Annotated in this window: 12 protein-coding genes; 7 read left to right on the top strand and 5 right to left on the bottom strand. The window is 68.7% G+C overall.

What is annotated here, in order from left to right; genetic code table 11:
• The first annotated feature begins 50 nt into the window (after window positions 1-50).
• The 6 genes from ACWF0M_RS20700 (at window position 51) to ACWF0M_RS20675 (ending at window position 10,486) form a co-directional block, all read left to right on the top strand.
• A complete protein-coding gene (locus ACWF0M_RS20700; RefSeq protein ID WP_452237310.1) occupies window positions 51-1,274 on the top strand; it encodes an MFS transporter in 1,224 nt (407 codons plus the stop codon).
• Window positions 1,275-1,283: 9 nt separating this feature from the next.
• Window positions 1,284-2,804, top strand: a complete 1,521-nt coding sequence (lysS, locus tag ACWF0M_RS20695; protein ID WP_452237309.1) for a lysine--tRNA ligase — start codon at window positions 1,284-1,286, stop codon at window positions 2,802-2,804.
• A 229-nt stretch (window positions 2,805-3,033) separates the two neighbouring features.
• Window positions 3,034-3,363 (top strand): histone-like nucleoid-structuring protein Lsr2, encoded by a 330-nt coding sequence (locus ACWF0M_RS20690; RefSeq protein WP_130384932.1) that lies wholly within the window; start codon window positions 3,034-3,036, stop codon window positions 3,361-3,363.
• A 375-nt stretch (window positions 3,364-3,738) separates the two neighbouring features.
• Window positions 3,739-6,285 (top strand): ATP-dependent Clp protease ATP-binding subunit, encoded by a 2,547-nt coding sequence (locus ACWF0M_RS20685; RefSeq protein WP_452237308.1) that lies wholly within the window; start codon window positions 3,739-3,741, stop codon window positions 6,283-6,285.
• A gap of 1,201 nt (window positions 6,286-7,486) precedes the next feature.
• Window positions 7,487-9,469, top strand: coding sequence for a kinetoplast-associated-like protein (locus ACWF0M_RS20680; RefSeq protein ID WP_452237307.1), 1,983 nt, complete (start codon window positions 7,487-7,489; stop codon window positions 9,467-9,469).
• A 72-nt stretch (window positions 9,470-9,541) separates the two neighbouring features.
• Complete coding sequence (locus ACWF0M_RS20675) at window positions 9,542-10,486, top strand: coiled-coil domain-containing protein (protein ID WP_134120527.1); 945 nt, start codon at window positions 9,542-9,544, stop codon at window positions 10,484-10,486.
• A 45-nt stretch (window positions 10,487-10,531) separates the two neighbouring features.
• On the opposite strand, the gene ACWF0M_RS20670 is transcribed toward ACWF0M_RS20675, so the two are convergent.
• On the bottom strand, window positions 10,532-11,422 hold the full coding sequence (locus ACWF0M_RS20670; RefSeq protein ID WP_452237306.1) for an A/G-specific adenine glycosylase: 891 nt from the start codon (window positions 11,420-11,422) through the stop codon (window positions 10,532-10,534).
• A gap of 24 nt (window positions 11,423-11,446) precedes the next feature.
• Between ACWF0M_RS20670 and ACWF0M_RS20665 the strand changes: the two genes are divergently transcribed.
• Window positions 11,447-12,112: a hypothetical protein gene (locus ACWF0M_RS20665; RefSeq protein WP_452237305.1), complete on the top strand. Its 666-nt coding sequence runs from the start codon at window positions 11,447-11,449 to the stop codon at window positions 12,110-12,112.
• A gap of 10 nt (window positions 12,113-12,122) precedes the next feature.
• On the opposite strand, the gene ACWF0M_RS20660 is transcribed toward ACWF0M_RS20665, so the two are convergent.
• The 4 genes from ACWF0M_RS20660 to ACWF0M_RS20645 form a co-directional block, all read right to left on the bottom strand.
• Window positions 12,123-13,637 (bottom strand): DHA2 family efflux MFS transporter permease subunit, encoded by a 1,515-nt coding sequence (locus ACWF0M_RS20660; RefSeq protein WP_452237304.1) that lies wholly within the window; start codon window positions 13,635-13,637, stop codon window positions 12,123-12,125.
• Window positions 13,613-14,188 (bottom strand): PadR family transcriptional regulator, encoded by a 576-nt coding sequence (locus tag ACWF0M_RS20655; RefSeq protein WP_452237303.1) that lies wholly within the window; start codon window positions 14,186-14,188, stop codon window positions 13,613-13,615. The genes ACWF0M_RS20660 and ACWF0M_RS20655 overlap by 25 nt, the downstream gene beginning before the upstream one ends.
• 480 nt (window positions 14,189-14,668) lie before the next feature.
• Window positions 14,669-15,763: a DNA integrity scanning diadenylate cyclase DisA gene (disA, locus tag ACWF0M_RS20650; protein WP_452237302.1), complete on the bottom strand. Its 1,095-nt coding sequence runs from the start codon at window positions 15,761-15,763 to the stop codon at window positions 14,669-14,671.
• A 179-nt stretch (window positions 15,764-15,942) separates the two neighbouring features.
• Complete coding sequence (locus ACWF0M_RS20645) at window positions 15,943-16,881, bottom strand: beta-ketoacyl-ACP synthase III (protein WP_452237301.1); 939 nt, start codon at window positions 16,879-16,881, stop codon at window positions 15,943-15,945.
• Window positions 16,882-16,970 lie beyond the last annotated feature (89 nt).

Raw genomic sequence — 16,970 nt, 5'->3', positions numbered from 1 at the left:
CGTAGCGAACCACTTGACGTCGCAAAATCTGAAGTGTTTACTTCACAACTATGAAGCAAACACTTCAGACCTCGCTCTGGTCGTCCCGGGACATCCGGCTGGTGCTGCCCGCTCGCGCGCTGTCCTACGCAGGCGACTCGATCGCGATGATCGCGCTGATGCTGCGGGTCTCCGACACTCACGGCACGGCCGGCGTCACGGCCCTGCTGCTGGCCTTCGCCGTACCGACCGTCGCGATGATCCCGTTCGCCGGGCGGATCGTCGACGGCTTCGACTCCCGCACCGTCCTGGTCTGGTCGGGTCTGCTGCAGGCCGCCGCCGGAATCGGGCTCGCCTTCGTGCACGACCTGGTCCAGACGCTCGCCCTGGTCTGCGTCCTGCAGGTCGGCCAGGCCGTCGCCGGCCCGGCCTGGGGAGCGCTGATCCCACGGATCGTGGGCGAGGACCTCGTCGGCCGCACCACCGGGATCAGCCAGGCGCTGATCGGCGTCGCCACGCTCGCCGGGTCCGCGACGGGCGGCGTTCTGGTCGCGTGGTCCGGCTCTCGCGGTGCGCTGCTGGTCGACAGCGCCAGCTTCCTGGTGCTGGTGCTGGTCGCGCGCCTGGTGCGGACCCGCCGCCGGCCGGAGCTGGGAGAGCGTGGCGAGCGAGGCGGCGTCGCGGCCGGTCTGCAGTTGATCTTCGGTGACAGCATCCTGCGGATCCTGGTACCGGCCCTCTGGCTGTTCGTGGTGGTCGGCGAGGCAGTCAACGTCGTCGAGATCCAGCTGATCACCCGCGAACTCGGTCTCGGTCCCGCGCTGTACGGCGCGGCCGGCGCGGCGACCGGGGCCGGCGCGATCTTCGGGGCCTGGTACAGCGGCCGGCTGCGCGGCGACCGTGGGCGGTCTGGGGCCGTCGTCGGCGGGATGGCGGGGATCGGCGGGTCCTGCGTGCTGATGGGCCTGGCCGGGAACTTCGTGACGCTGATGATCGGGGCCACCGCGATCGGAGTCGCCAGCGGTTTGCTGAACGCAGCGATCAGTGCGCTGGTGGTGACCAGGTCGGCCGAGCACGTCCGCGGCCGGGTGATCGCGGCGCTGAACGGGACGATCCGGTCGTTCAGCATCCTGGCCCTGCTGCTCGGTGGTGCGGCGGGTGCGTTGCTCGGTGCGCGCGGGATGTTCGTCACCTGTGGAGTGGCGTGTGCGGTGGCCGCGGCGGTGGCCGGTGTCCTCGTCGCCCGGAGCAAGGAAGAATCAAAGGATTCGGAGCTGGAGGCGGTCAGTCACTAGCCTTAAGCCATGACTGATACGCACGTGGACCCGGTGAACCCCGACAGCGGGCAGGACGACCTGCCCGAGCAGATGCGGGTTCGCCGGGAGAAGCGTGACCGCCTGCTGGCGGAAGGCGTGCCGCCGTACCCGATCTCGGTAGCCCGGACGCACCTGCTCAAGGACCTGCGGGCGAAGTACGACACGCAGGACCTGGAGCCCGACACCCGGACCGGTGAGCAGGTCTCGGTGGCCGGCCGCGTCATCTTCCTGCGCAACACCGGCAAGCTCTGCTTCGTCCGGCTCCGCGAGGGCGACGGGACCGAGCTGCAGGTGATGTTCTCGCTCGCCGACCTCGGCGAGGAGGAGCTGGCCCGGTTCAAGCAGCTCGTCGACATCGGCGACCTGCTGGCCGTCCAGGGCGAGGTGATCACCAGCCGGCGCGGTGAACTGTCCGTGCAGGCGACCGCGTGGCAGATGGCCGCGAAGACGCTCCGCCCGCTCCCGAACGAGCACAAGCCGCTCAGCGAAGAGGCCCGCGTCCGGATGCGGTACGTCGACCTGATCGTGCGTCCCGAGGCGCGCGAGATGGTCCGCGCGAAGGCAGCCGTCCTGAAGGCGCTGCGCGCGACGTACGACGGGCACGGCTTCGTCGAGGTCGAGACGCCGGTGCTGCAGCTGACCAACGGCGGCGCCGCGGCCCGGCCGTTCTCGACCCACCTGAACGCGTTCGACCAGGAGATGAAGCTCCGGATCGCGCTCGAGCTCGACCTCAAGCGCGCGATGATCGGCGGCGTCGACCGGGTCTACGAGATCGGCCGGACGTTCCGCAACGAGGGGCTGGACTCCACCCACTCGGCGGAATTCTCGATGATCGAGGCGTACCAGGCGTACGGCGATTACGACACGATGGCCGAGCTGATCCAGGAGCTGATCCGGAACGCGGGCCGTGCGATCGGCCGTACGACGGTCACCGGGCGCGACGGTTCGATCATCGACATCGAGCAGCCGTTCCAGCACGCGACGCTTTTCGGGCTGCTCTCGGAAGCGGTCGGGGAGAGTGTCGACGCGAGCACCGACCTGGCCAGTCTGACCAAGTTGGCCGAGCAGCACGACGTCGAGCTGCAGCCGGGCCGGAATGCCGGCGAGATCGCCGTCGACTTGTTCGAGAAGCTCTGCGAGCACACCCTGATCCAGCCCACCTTTGTCCGCGACTATCCGGAGTCGGCACGGCCGCTGGCGAAGCCGCACCGCGAAATTCCGGGGCTGGTCGAGGCCTGGGACCTGTTCTTCAACGGCGTCGAACTCGGGGTCGCGTACTCGGAGCTCAACGACCCGGTGATCCAGCGCGATCGCCTGGTGGAGCAGTCGTTGCAGGCCGCCGCGGGCGACCCGGAGGCGATGGATCTCGACGAGGACTTCCTGCGCGCGATGGAATTCGGGATGCCGCCGGCCGGCGGGATGGGGATGGGCCTGGACCGCCTGGTGATGCTGCTCACCGGGACCGGTATCCGGGAGACGATTCTGTTCCCGTTGCTGCGTCCGGAGTGATTTTCGAATCCGGACACAGGGTCGTTGCATAGCACAACGGACGGCCTTCGCAAATCCAGGGGCCGAATTTATTCCGGACCGGCCGGTTCGAACCGGATGAATACGCAAGGTCACCATGACTGCGCAGCGTCGATGAATGACAAGCACCTGGTTTGTGCGGTACAAATCAGGTGCTAACAATTCAGCAGGGGGATTGTGCCCGATGGCGGGCGCGGAAAGGTTGTCATCGATGGCACAAAGGGTGCAGGTGGTTCTCGAGGACGATCTCGACGGCGGTAAGGCCGACGAGACCGTCACTTTCGGGCTGGACGGAACGACCTACGAGATCGACCTGTCCAAGAAGAATGCCGCCAAACTGCGCGACGCCCTCGCCGCGTATGTCGGCTCCGGGCGCCGGGTGGCCGGCCGCCGGGGTGCGGCGGGCCGGGCGCGCGGCCGGGGCCGGTCGGCCTCGGACTCCGCGGACATCCGGGCCTGGGCCAAGGAGAACGGTTACGAGGTCAGCGAGCGCGGCCGGATCTCCGCCGAGGTGCGCGCGGCGTACAACGACGCGAAGTAACTTCCCGCCTCGCTCCGCTCGGCGGGGTGGTGTGGGTTTTCAGCTGTCGCCGGTCCCGGCACCCTTAGAGGTGTCGGGACCGTCCGCATTCCGGTTGTTTCACAGAGTGGGACACGGCGTGTCGGATCTGATGGCTGACCCGGCAGGCAGTTCTGGGAATTCGCTGGTGGCGAACACGCTGTCGGATCGCGGTGCACCGGGAACACGCTGGTTACCAGTGCGGTTGTTCCCTTGTGATGCCGCCCGGAGGGCCGGTGGAAGCGTGATCGGTTGTTCGCCGAGAGCGAGGCTGTCGGTGCCGGGGACTAGCATGCATGTACGGGGGTCGGCCAACACGGCACGTCCGACTCCTCTGAGGCAAGGAGCGCTTTGGCGATGTTTGAACGATTTACGGACCGCGCCCGTCGGGTAGTCGTCCTGGCACAGGAAGAAGCCAGGATGCTCAGTCACAACTACATCGGGACCGAGCACATCCTGCTCGGCCTGATCCACGAGGGTGAAGGGGTCGCCGCCAAGGCTCTCGAGAGCCTGGGTATCTCGCTCGAAGCCGTTCGGTCCCAGGTCGAGGAAATCATCGGCCAGGGGCAGCAGGCACCGAGCGGGCACATCCCGTTCACTCCCCGCGCCAAGAAGGTGCTGGAGCTCTCCCTGCGCGAGGCCCTGCAACTGGGCCACAACTACATCGGCACCGAGCACATCCTGCTCGGCCTCATCCGTGAGGGTGAGGGTGTCGCAGCGCAGGTCCTGGTCAAGCTCGGTGCGGACCTGAACAAGGTCCGGCAGCAGGTCATCCAGCTGCTGAGCGGTTACCAGGGCAAGGAGTCGTCGCCGCAGGGCACGGCCCCCGAGGGTGCACCCAGCAGCTCCCTGGTGCTCGACCAGTTCGGCCGGAACTACACCCAGTCCGCTCGTGAGGCGAAGCTCGACCCGGTGATCGGGCGCGAGACCGAGATCGAGCGGGTCATGCAGGTGCTGTCCCGGCGTACCAAGAACAACCCTGTCCTGATCGGTGAGCCGGGCGTCGGCAAGACCGCCATCGTGGAAGGTCTGGCCCAGCAGATCGTCCGTGGTGACGTCCCGGAGACGCTGAAGGACAAGCAGATCTACTCCCTCGACCTGGGTGCCCTGGTGGCCGGTTCGCGCTACCGCGGTGATTTCGAGGAACGCCTGAAGAAGGTGCTCAAGGAGATCCGCACCCGCGGCGACATCGTGCTGTTCATCGACGAGATCCACACCCTCGTCGGGGCCGGTGCGGCCGAGGGCGCGATCGACGCGGCGAGCATCCTGAAGCCGATGCTGGCCCGCGGTGAGCTGCAGACGATCGGCGCCACCACGCTCGACGAGTACCGCAAGTACGTCGAGAAGGACGCCGCGCTGGAGCGCCGCTTCCAGCCGATCCAGGTGGCCGAGCCCTCGATCGCACACACGATCGAGATCCTCAAGGGCCTCCGCGACCGGTACGAGGCACACCACCGGGTGACCATCACCGATGCCGCGCTGGTGAACGCCGCGCAGATGGCCGATCGGTACATCTCGGACCGGTTCCTGCCGGACAAGGCGATCGACCTGATCGACGAGGCCGGCGCCCGGTTGCGGATCCGCCGGATGACCGCTCCGCCGGACCTGCGCGAGTTCGACGAGAAGATCGCCACCGTTCGCCGGGAGAAGGAGTCGGCGATCGACGCGCAGGACTTCGAGCGCGCCGCCCGGCTGCGGGACGACGAGAAGAAGCTGATCAACGCGAAGTCCGAGCGTGAGAAGCAGTGGAAGGCCGGCGACATGGACGTCGTCGCCGAGGTCGACGAGGAGCTGATCGCCGAGGTGCTCAGCACCGCGACCGGCATCCCGGTCTTCAAGCTGACCGAGGAGGAGTCCTCGCGGCTGCTCGACATGGAGAAGGAGCTGGCCAAGCGGTACGTCGGCCAGACCGACGCGGTCAAGGCGCTGTCCCGCTCGATCCGGCGTACCCGCGCCGGCCTGAAGGACCCGCGCCGCCCGAGCGGCTCGTTCATCTTCGCCGGCCCGTCCGGTGTCGGTAAGACCGAGCTGTCCAAGGCGCTGACCGAGTTCCTGTTCGGCGACGAGAACGCGCTGATCAGCCTCGACATGTCGGAGTACTCCGAGAAGCACACCGCTTCCCGGTTGTTCGGTTCGCCTCCTGGGTACGTCGGCTACGAAGAGGGTGGCCAGCTGACCGAGAAGGTGCGCCGCAAGCCGTTCAGCGTGGTGCTGTTCGACGAGGTGGAGAAGGCCCACCCGGACATCTTCAACTCGCTGCTGCAGATCCTGGACGAGGGTCGTCTGACCGACGCCCAGGGCCGCGTGGTCGACTTCAAGAACACCGTGATCATCATGACCACGAACCTCGGCACCAAGGACATCGCCAAGGCGGTCTCCCTGGGCTTCTCGCAGGCCAGCGACACCACGTCGTCGTACGAGAAGATGAAGGCGAAGGTCACCGAGGAGCTGAAGCAGCACTTCCGGCCGGAGTTCCTGAACCGCGTCGACGAGATCGTCGTCTTCCACCAGCACACGATGGAGGACATCGTCCGGATCGTGGACCTGATGGTGGCCCAGATCGAGCAGCGGCTGAAGGACAAGGACATGGGCATCGAGCTCACGCCGGCGGCGAAGGAACTCGCCGCGAAGCGTGGATTCGACCCGGTCCTGGGTGCTCGTCCCCTGCGCCGCGCACTACAGCGCGACATCGAGGACGTGCTGGCCGAGAAGATCCTGTTCGGGGAACTGCGTCCCGGCCAGATCGTCCTGGTCGACGCGGCACCGGAAGGCACGGTCGACAAGGACGGACTGACCGAGTACTTCACCTTCACCGGCAACCAGAAGTCGACAGCCTCCGACCTGGAGCTGACCGACCTAACCACCGGCGGCCCAACCGGCACCACCGGCCTACAAGACACCTGATCGACAGCTGATCAGCTAACACAACACCCGGTCGCCGCAACCCCTCCCCCGAGGAGTTGCGGCGACCACGCCGTTCCCCCCACAACACCCGCCTCCCGCCCCCACGCAAACCACCGCCCACCGCCCGCCCGCACCGCACCCACCGCGCTGCGCGCACAGCACGCACCGCTCGCATGCACAACTCCCGCCTCTCCAACCCCACTCAAGCCGCCGCCGACCGCACGCACCGCACCCGCCTCCCGAACCCCACGCCAAGCCGTCGACCGCTCGCACGCACCGCACGCCCGGCGCGCCGCACGTACCGCACGCACAGGACCCACCGCGCCACCGCATGCGCCGCGCCCACCGCACGCACCGCGCCCAGCGCACGCACCTGCCGCACGCACAGCACCCACCGCTCGCACGCACGCACCACACCACCGCTCGCGGCATGCACCGTCCGGCCCGGTCCGTGCCGCCGGCTGGGCCTCGGCCGAGCGCGACGAGAGCCCTTGCACACGAGGGGATATCCGTCGGCGTTGTGGCTTCTCCGTTGGTGTTAGAGGGGAGAACCCACAACGCCAGGGGATATCCGTTCTTGTGCTGGATGGGTGGATGTTGTGGTGCGGCGGGGTGACTGGGTTGGTGGCGGCGCGGCTGCTCGTGGCGGGGTGATGTGCGCGCTCGACAGGTAGTGCGCCGGTGGGACGGTGTACGCGCAGGCGCGTTCACGCTCAGGTGCACTACCCGGCCACCCGACATGTCCTGTCGAGCGCGCACATCACACCGGGCCCGACACCGCCTGGAACTCGGCGACCGCCCACCCATTAGGCACACGACCGGATATCCCCTCGTGTTGGGGTTCTCCCCTCGCATACCAGCGGAGAACCCACAACAGGAACGGATATCCCCTCGAACGTTGGGGGGTGGAGTGGTCCAGGCCGGATTGGGGGTTGGGGAGTGGGCAGTACTGCGGTGGGCTTCGGCGTACGGTTGGACACGCCTGATTTGCGCGGGGGCTACTGATTGGTCGTATCGTCCTGCGGAGCGTGATCACTTCGATACGGAGACGGCTTCCGTCCGCCAATGGATCGATGGGAAGATCGCGCGACTGCTGAGGAAGCAGTTACTTACCGCCTGTCTGCCGCGTTGTAACCCTGTGACCACGCTGTTCGGACCCGGACTGTCGGAAAGGGGGCCGAGGATGGAATCATCTCGTCGCATGGACGCGCCGCGTCTGCCGCTGACCCAGGAACCGGTCGCCGACACCGGTTCCTTTGGCGTGCGGCAGGCGGGTGGAGTGCTCGAGCGGGCCCAGCGGATCGCCGACACGCTCCGCGAGCAGGCCGAGCACGAGAACGATCTCGCCCGCGACGAGGCCGGCCGGATCCGGGCTGCGAACGAACGACTGAAGGCCGACGCCGAGACCGCCGCGAAGAAGCTCCGCTCGGACGCGATGACGGCGGCCCAGCGAGTGCTGAACGACGCCGAGCGCGCCGCGGAGCAACTCCGTACCGAGTCCGAAGCCGAAGCCGACCGCGTTCGCTCCGAGGCCGAGGAAACAGCTGACAGGCTCCGCGCCGAGTCAACCGCCCAGGCCGAGCGGGTACGCCGGGACGCTGCCGCCGCAGCCGAGAAACTGACCTCCGAATCCACGGCCGAGGCCGACCGCGTCCGCGCCGAGGCGACTGCGATTGCGGAGCGGCTGAAGGTCGAGTCGGAGTCCGCGGCCGAGCAGCTCCGGGCTGTGGTGGCCGAAGAAGTGGCCAAGCGCCGGGCGGATTCGGAGGCGACCGCCGAGCGACTGAGGGTCGAGAGCGAGGCTGCGGCCGAGAAGTTGCGGGCCGAGTCGCAGGCAGCGGCGGATCGGCGGGTTGCGGCGGCTGAGGGTGAAGCGCGGCGGGTGAAGGACGAGGCCGACGAGCTGCTCGACGAAGCCCGGATGGCCCGCGAGTCGGCCCAGGCGATGGTGGAGCGGGCCAGCCGCGAGGCACAGCAGCTGGTTGCGGACGCCGGCGAGCAGGCGGCGCTCGTGTCGCAGGCCGCCAGCCGCAACGAGGCGGACCTGATCTCCCGGGCAGAGTCCGAGGCGAGCGATCTGCGCGCCGCGGTCGAGCGCGAGGTCGAGACGGCTCGCGAGCGCTCCCGCGTCGAGATCGCCGCCGCACACGCCGAGATCGAGCGGCTGCGCGGCGAGAACCGCACCGAGCTGGAACGCCGTACGGCGGAGCTCGAGGAGACCGAGCGCGCCAAGCTGGCCGCGATCTCGCTGGAGATCGACAAGCTGCGGGCCGAGGCGGTCGCGGAGATCGCCGAGCGGAAGGCCGAGGCCGAGGCCGGTAACGAGCGGCTGATGGCCGACGCCCGGGCCCAGGCCAAGCTGGTCGTTGACTCGATCGAGGCGGACCGCCGGACGGCGTCGGCCGAGGCGCAGCGGATCGTCGAGGACGCGAACAAGGGGGCCGAGGCGGCGATGGCCGAGGCCGAGAAGCAGACGGTGTGGAGCAAGAAGACCGTCGACGACCTGATCGGCGCCGCGGAGTCCGAGGCGCAGTCGATTCGCGAGCAGGCTGCTGCCGACGCGGCCGAGCTGCTCAAGCAGAAGCGCGCGCACCTGCGCCGTGTGGTCGGCCGGTCGACGAGCCGGCTCAAGCAGACCCAGGACGCGATCGCCAGGGAGAACGCCGAGCTGACCCAGCTCGCCGAGACCACGCTGTACTCGGCCGGCGAGCAGGCCGAGTCGACCCTGGCCGCGGCCAAGCAGGAGGCCGAGCGGGTCACCGCCCAGGCGCAGACCCGGGCCGACCGGCTGAAGGCCTCGGCCGCCGAGGACGCACGGGAGATCATCGAGCGGGCGAACCGCCGCGAGGCCGAGGCCGAGCAGAGCACCCAGGTACTGCGGGAGCGCGCGGCCAACGACCTGTCCGAGGCGCAGCGCCAGTCGCACGACCTGATCCGCAAGTCCCGCGCGGAGGCTCAGCAGCTCGAGGCCCAGGCCCGCGAGCACGCCGACACCTTGCGTGCCCAGGCCCGAAAACTTCTCGCCGACGCCGAGGCGAGGGTCGCCGCGCTGAACCAGCGCCGTGATGAGATCACCAAGGAGCTCACCCAGCTTTCGGGTGTGATCGAGGCACTCGCTGTACCGGGGTTCCGCCCAGGTGGTGGAATGTCCTCCAGTGAGGGTTCCACGGGGGAATCAGGATGAGGACGTGACAGTCAGATCCTTGTCAGTGACAATGTGTGATCCACCCACCCATCGAAGTGAGCATCGGAAAACATGAGCAGTGAAAGCCCAACCCCGTTCCGCACCGTTCTGCGTGGCTACGAGCCTGCCCAGGTGGATCAGCACATCCGTGAGCTGACCACCTCTCTGACCGCCCTGCAGCAGCAGTCCGAGCAGCTGCAGCGGCACGTCCAGGAGCTGCAGTCCCGCACGGACGCTGCGGAGGCGGCCGTCATCTCCGCCCAGGAGGACTCCAAGGACCGCGCGCCGACGTTCACCGAGTTCGGCGAGCGGGTGGCGAAGATCCTGTCGCTGGCCGACGACGAGGCCCGTGACCTGGTGACCCGCGCCCGCACCGATGCCGAGGCGATCGTCGCCGACGGTGAGGCGCACGCGAAGAAGGTCCGCAAGGAGGCCGAGCAGTACTCCCTGGACTGGAAGAGCGAAGTCGACGCGGAGGCCGCCCGGATCCTCGAAGAGGCCCGGACCCAGGCCGACGACATGCGTGACGAGGCCGAGCGCGACGCCACTGCGCGCCGCAGCGAGGCCCAGGCGCTGTACGAGCAGGAGCGGGCCAAGTCCGCCCAGGCCGCGGCTGCCTTCGAGACCACCCTGGCCGAGCGCCGGGGCAAGGTCGAGCAGGAGTTCGCTGCCCGGACTGCACTGGCCGAGCAGCAGTTGGCCGCCGTCACCGACCGCGCCGCCCAGGTGCAGCGGGAGGCCGACCGGTCGCGTTCCGAGGCCGAGCGGTTGTCCCAGCAGCAGCTGGCCGACGCGAACCGGCAGGCTCAGGAGATCGTCGCCGCCGCGAAGGACAAGTCCGAGCGGATCCGTGCCGAGTCCGAGCGTGAGCTCGCGGCCGCGACGCAGCGCCGGGACAGCATCAACGCCCAGCTGACCAACGTCCGCCAGATGCTGGCGACGCTGTCCGGCCAGCCGGCGATGCCGCTCGACCTGCTGGCCGACGACGAAGAGCAGGCTGCAGGCAAGAAGAACTGAAGCACCCGCTAAGAGGCCGGCTCGACTCCTCGAGCCGGCCTCTTGCTATTCGGGGAGTCGATAACGCCTGCGGGCGAGTGGCTCTACCAAGCCGTCGGCTACCAGGCCGTCCAATGCGCGTTCGCGTTGGACGGCGTCAGGCCAGGAGGCGTCGAGGGCTTCCTTGGACACCGGCGCCGAAGCGCTACGCAGTACGGCCAGAAGACGGCCGCGGGCTTGCCGGTCGGTGCCTTCGTACGTCTGGCCGCGGCGCGGCGGACCGTCGTACGGCGGGCTTCCGGCGCGGACCCAGGCGCAGTCGGACTGGATGGGGCAGTCGGAACAGCGCGGCGTACGGGCGGTGCAGATGAGGGCACCGAGCTCCATGGACGCCACGGCCCAGCGGGCTGCGGTGGGTTCGTCGGCGGGCAGTGCGCTGACGGCGAGGCGCTGGTCGGCCGCGGTGGGGGAGATGCTCGGCTGCGCGACGCCGGTCAGGGAGCGCGCGAGGACCCGACGTACGTTCGTGTCGACGACCGCGTGCCGTTGGCCGAACGCGAAGGATGCGATCGCGGCGGCCGTGTACGTCCCGACGCCGGGCAGTGCAAGCAGAGCCGCGTGGTCGTCCGGCACCTCGCCGCCGTGACGCTCCACAATCGCCTGAGCGGCCGCGTGCAACCGGAGGGCGCGCCTGGGGTACCCGAGCCGGTCCCAGGCCCGCACAGCCTCACCAGGAGCCTCTGCCGCCAGGTCCACCGGCTTCGGCCACCTCTCCAGCCAGCTTCGGTACGCCGGCAGCACCCGATTCACCGGTGTCTGCTGCAGCATGAACTCACTGACCATCACAGCCCACGCCCCGGCCCCCGGCTCCCGCCACGGCAACTCCCGTGCGTTGGCGTCGTACCAACGCAGCACGGGGTCGTGGATGGCCAGCGGCGAGCCTGAATGGTCTTGCACGGAGCCGATATTAGAGTGCGCTTCATGAGCAGTCTGCTCCGTCCGGTCGGGCACCTGCCCGCCAGCGTGTACTGGTTCCGGCGTGGACTGGTGCTCGCGGTCGTTGTGGTGCTGGTCATCCTGATCGCCCGGCTGTTCGCTGGCGGTGGCGACGACACGAAGAACACCGCCGCGTCGGACCCGCAGCCGAACCCGACCAGCGCCCCACCGGCCTCCGCGCCGACCACCACACCATCCGGGACGTCGAGCACCAAGGCGAGTACGACGCCGACCCCGAAGCCGACGAAGACCACGCCGCCGACGGACCTCCCCTGCAGAGGCTCGGACCTCAGCCTCGACGCGCTGCCCGCGAACCGGAAGATCGTCTCCGGCTCGATGCTGAACTTCGTCGTCCAGTTCGTCCCGCTCGGCGACGGGTGCAAGGCGAGCGTCGACGCCGAGAAACTGACCGTCACCGTGACGTCCGGGACGGATCAGATCTGGAGCACCGCCCAGTGCGACAAGGCGATCCAGACCGCCACCGTCGTCGTTGCCAAGGGCAAGCAAGCGGCGGTCACGGTGCCCTGGAACGGACATCGGTCCAGGCCTGGCTGCCTTCCGGGTCAACCGATCGCCAAGCCTGGAACCTATGTCGTCAAGGCCGAGTACGACGGCCGTCTGTCCGGCGCTCAGGCCTTCCAGGTGGTCTGATCACCAAGCATCAGCCGGCTTCGACCGGCTGCGCCGCATTGTCCGGCTGCTTCTGCAAGTGGCTGGGCGCGGTGAACAGCAGCGCGGCGGCCAGCCCGACCAACAGCACCAAAGCGGGCAGTACCAGCGACTGCGCCATCGCGTCGCTGAACCCCTGCCGGACCACCTCGGGCAGCCGGCCGCCGGAGAACCCCTCGCCCGCAGCCGCGCCACCAGGCATCGCCGGCAGGTTGTGCGCCAGCCGCGATTCCATCAGTACGGCGATGCTCGCACTGCCGAGCACTGCGCCGACCTGGCGCGTCGTGTTGTAGACACCGGCCCCGGCGCCGGCCTGGTGCATCGGGAGGTTCCGTGTGGCCGTCGTACCGATCGGTGCCCACATGAACCCGTTCGCGACACCCAGCAAGGCGATCGGCAGCAGCAGTTGCCAGATCGCTACGTCGGGCTCGATCACCTGACTCATCCAGAACATCGAGACCGCGCAGCACAGCAGCCCGAACCCGGCGATGAACCGCGGCGGCGTCCGGTCGACCAGTCGCCCGACGAACGGCGACAGCGCACCCGCGATGACCGCCATCGGCACCAGCAGCAGGGCCGACCGCGTCGGCGTCAGCCCACGGACCGCCTGCGCCCACAGCATCAGCGGGAACGCCATCGCGGTGATGGCGAACCCGACCGTGGTGATCGCGACGTTCGCCAGGGAGAAGTTGCGGTCCTTGAAGAGGCCCAGCGGCAGCAGCGGCTCGCCCCGGTTCCGGGACTGCCAGACGACGAAGATCGCGAGTACGACGATGCCGGTGATGATCAGCGACCAGACCGAGATCGGGCCCGTGATCTGACCCCAGTCGTACTTCTGCCCCTCCTGGATCCCGAACACCAGCAGGAACAACCCGACCGCGCTCAGCACGACACCGATCAGGTCGAACTTGTGCTCGTGTGTCGGCAGGTCCGGCACCAGTCGCATCGCCAGGACGAATCCGACCACGCCGACCGGTGCGTTGATGAAGAAGATCCACTGCCAGCCGAGCCCGTCGACCAGCACACCGCCGAGGATCGGGCCGACCAGCGTTGCCACGCCGGCGGTCGCACCCCACAGGCTCATCGCCCGGCCGCGCTGGTTCGGCGGAAAGATCCGGGTGATGACCGCCATCGTCTGCGGCGTCATCATCGACGCGCCGAGCCCCTGGAACACCCGGGCCACGATCAGCATCTCGATCGAGTTGGTGAGGCCGCACCACACCGACGCCAGCGTGAACAGCGCCAGCCCGGTCAGGTACAGCTTCTTCGGCCCGATCCGGTCGCCGAGGCGGCCGGTGATCAGCAGCGGTACGGCGTACGCGAGCAGGTACGCGCTGGTCACCCAGACGACCGTGCCGACGTCGGCGCCGAGGTCCTCGAGGATCGCCGGGGTGGCAACCGAGACGATGGTCGAGTCGACCAGGATCATGAAGAAGCCGAGTACCAGAGCCCACAGCGCGGGCCACGGCCGAACCTCGGGCCTCACTGCGTCTTGCGAGGTTGCCATTCCAAGTCCTTGCTCTCGATACGTTCGATGGTGGTGGCCAGCCAGTCGCGCTCGGCGGTCAGTTGGGTCCGGAGATAGTCGCCGCCCATCCAGTACACCTCCGGCACCTGTCGCGCCCGGGCGCCGGCGAGTGCCTCGTCGATCTCGGTGACCCAGCGCTCCAGGTCCACGATCCGGCTGCGAAAGCGGAGTACTGCGTCGTCGGCCTCGAGGTTGTGCGCCTCGCTCAGCACGACCGGGAAGAGCGGGTATTCGTGGACGTATTCCTCGATGCCCGTCTCGACCCGCCGGGTCAGGGCCTCGTCGCCTTCCGGGGTGAGCTCGTACGTCGTGCGCTCCGGGCGGTTCCCCTCCCGTTCGGTGCCGGTGGCACGGACGTAGTTCTGCCGCGCCAGCCGCTCGACCGTGTGGTAGAGCGAGCCGGGCCGCACCTTGACAAGCCAGTGCGTATGTCGTTTGACCAGCAGTTGGTACATCTCGTAGGCGTGCATCGGTTCCTCTTTGAGCAACGCCAGGACCGAGATCGCCAACGGGGTGAGTTCGGCCGCCATGATCCTCCACCTGGATTGCTCCGCACGAAATGTTCCACATGGAGTATTAGCCGACGCGTGCGGAAAGGCAAGACGCCTCCGGTTCCGTCACGAACCGGAGGCGTCTGCTGACTGCTAGCGACGAGAGCCCGCGCCTGAAGTTCACGGCCTAAGCCCGGGCGCACGCTGACAACCGCTGGAATCACCTGCCCGAACGAGCCCTCCTCGACGCGCCCGGTCCTCCCCAAACCAGTTTGGGGAGTCCTGCACTCCCGAAACGGGCAGTCCGGCTCCCCAGTCCATGCCCCACACCTCCCCAAACCGGTTTGGGGAGGCCGTGCGCCGGAACGGGGAGGGCATGGGTCCCCAAACCGGTTTGGGGAGACTTTTCATCGGGACTGGGGAGGGCTATTGCCTGTTTTGGGAGGGTGAAGCTCCCCACAGTGACCCACCAGGTTGCACACTGCTGGGGCGGGCACCTCCGGCAGATGTCGCGACGTTCTAGACGTAGCGTTCGAGGATGCTGGACTCGGCCAGCCGGGAGAGGCCTTCGCGGACCGTGCGGGCCCGGTTCTCGCCGACGCCCTCGACCGTCTGCAGGTCGTCGATGCTTGCCGCGAGCAACTTCTGCAGGTGACCGAAGTGGTCGATCAGCCGGTCGATCACAGCACCCGGAAGCCGCGGCACCTTGGCCAGCAGCCGGTAGCCGCGCGGGGTGACCGCCGCGTCCAGCTGCTCGGCGCCGCCGAGCTGCAGGGCACGGGCGACCTGGCCGATGTCGAGCAGGTCCGTCGGGCTGACCGCGTCCAGCTCGACCAGTACGTCGTCCGCGGTCTTGGGCCGGCGACCCGTGGACGGCGGGAGGTAGTCGCGGACGACCAGTTCACGTTCGCCGGCCACGCCCGCGACGAGCTCGTTGAGCTGCAGCGTGAGCAGCCGGCCGTCGGTGCCGAGCTCGACGACGTACCCGTCGATCTCGGTGGCGATCCGGCGGACCATCTCCAGCCGCTGCGCGACCGCGGCCACGTCCCGGACGGTGACCAGGTCCTCGATCTCGAGGGCGGACAGCGTGCCGGACACTTCGTCCAGGCGCAGCTTGTAGCGCTCGAGGGTGGCGAGGGCCTGGTTGGCGCGGGACAGGATCGCGCCCGAGTCCTCGAGCACGTAGCGCTGGTCGTCGACGTACAGCGCGATGATGTGCATCGACTGCGACACCGAGATCACCGGGAACCCGGTCTGCCGCGCGACGCGGTCCGCGGTCCGGTGCCGCGTGCCGGTCTCCTGGGTCGCGATCGACGGGTCCGGCATCAGGTGCACGGCCGCGCGAATCAGCCGGGTGGCGTCGCGGTCGAGGACGATCGCGCCGTCCATCTTGCTCAGCTCCCGCAACCCGGTCGCGGTGAAGTCGACGTCGATCTCGAAGCCGCCGGTGGAGATCGCGTCGATGGCCTTGTCGTGACCGAGCACGAGCAGTGCGCCGGTCCGCCCGCGCAGGATCCGTTCGAGTCCTTCGCGTAGTTCGGTACCGGGCGCCACCGCCGCGAGCGTCGCGCGGAGCCGGGCGCCGGTGCTGTTCTTGTCCGTGTTCGCCGCCACGGAACCTGAGTCTATGCGGTCAGCCGCCTGCAGTTGTGCCGATTACCGCCGCAGCGTCCGGTACGGCGCCCGCGGATCGGCCTGCAGCGGCGTATGCGCGTGCACCCGCCCGTGCATCGGACTGTGCAATTCCGATTTCCCGCGTGAACGAGGTTCGTGGAGGTACGACGCCTGCTGCGTCAGGGGCAGCGGATGACCTGACCGGCGTACGACAGACCGCCGCCGAATCCGAACAGCAGCACCGGCGCGCCGGACGGGATCTCGCGCTTCTCGACAAGTTTCGACAACGCGATCGGGATGCTCGCGGCCGACGTGTTGCCGGACTCCACGACGTCCTTGGCGACGACCGCGTTGACCGCGCCGAGCCGCTTCGCGAGCGGCTCGATGATCCGCAGGTTGGCCTGGTGCAGGACGACGCCGCCGAGATCCTCGGGCTTCAGGCCGGCCTTCTCGCATACCTGCTTGGCGATCTCCGGGAGTTGCGTGGTGGCCCAGCGGAAGACGCTCAGGCCCTCCTGGGCGAACGGGCCCTCGCGGCCCTCGATCCGGACCGCGTCCGACATCTCCGGCACCGAACCCCACACCACCGGGCCGACCTCGGGCTCGTCACTCGCGACCAGCACGGCCGCGCCGGCGCCGTCACCGATCAGCACGCAGGTCGTGCGGTCGGTCCAGTCCGTCCAGTCGCTGAGCTTCTCCACGCCGATGACCAGGGCCTTCGTCGCGGCGCCGGCCCGGATGGCCTGATCTGCGGTCGCGAGTGCGTAGGCGAAGCCGGAGCACGCGGTGTTCAGATCGATCGCGGCCGGGTTGCCGAGGCCGAGGCGTGCGGCGACCCGGGCGGCCATGTTCGGCGACCGGTCGATCGCGGTGCAGGTGGCAACCACGACGTAGTCGATCTCCGAGGTGTCGATCCCGGCGTTCGCCAGTGCCTTGTCGGCGGCCCGCCAGGCCATCTCGTCGACCTGCTCGTCGGGCGCCGCGATCCGGCGCTCGCGGATGCCGACCCGGCTCTGGATCCACTCGTCGTTGGTCTCGACCATGGTGGCGAGCTCGTCGTTCGTGAGCACCCGTTCCGGCTGGTAGTGGCCGAGCGCGACAACTCTGGATCCGCTCATCAAGTGCTCCTGCAGTCATCCGGCGGGGAACCGGGCCCATCATCGGCCCGTTGGCCCACTAGAGTACGTTCCCGAACCGCCCGCTGTGG

The sequence above is a fragment of the Kribbella sp. NPDC055110 genome, from assembly GCF_053607525.1.
The sequence above is the reverse complement of the archived record's forward strand: the minus strand, read 5'-3'. Positions and strand labels throughout refer to the sequence as shown.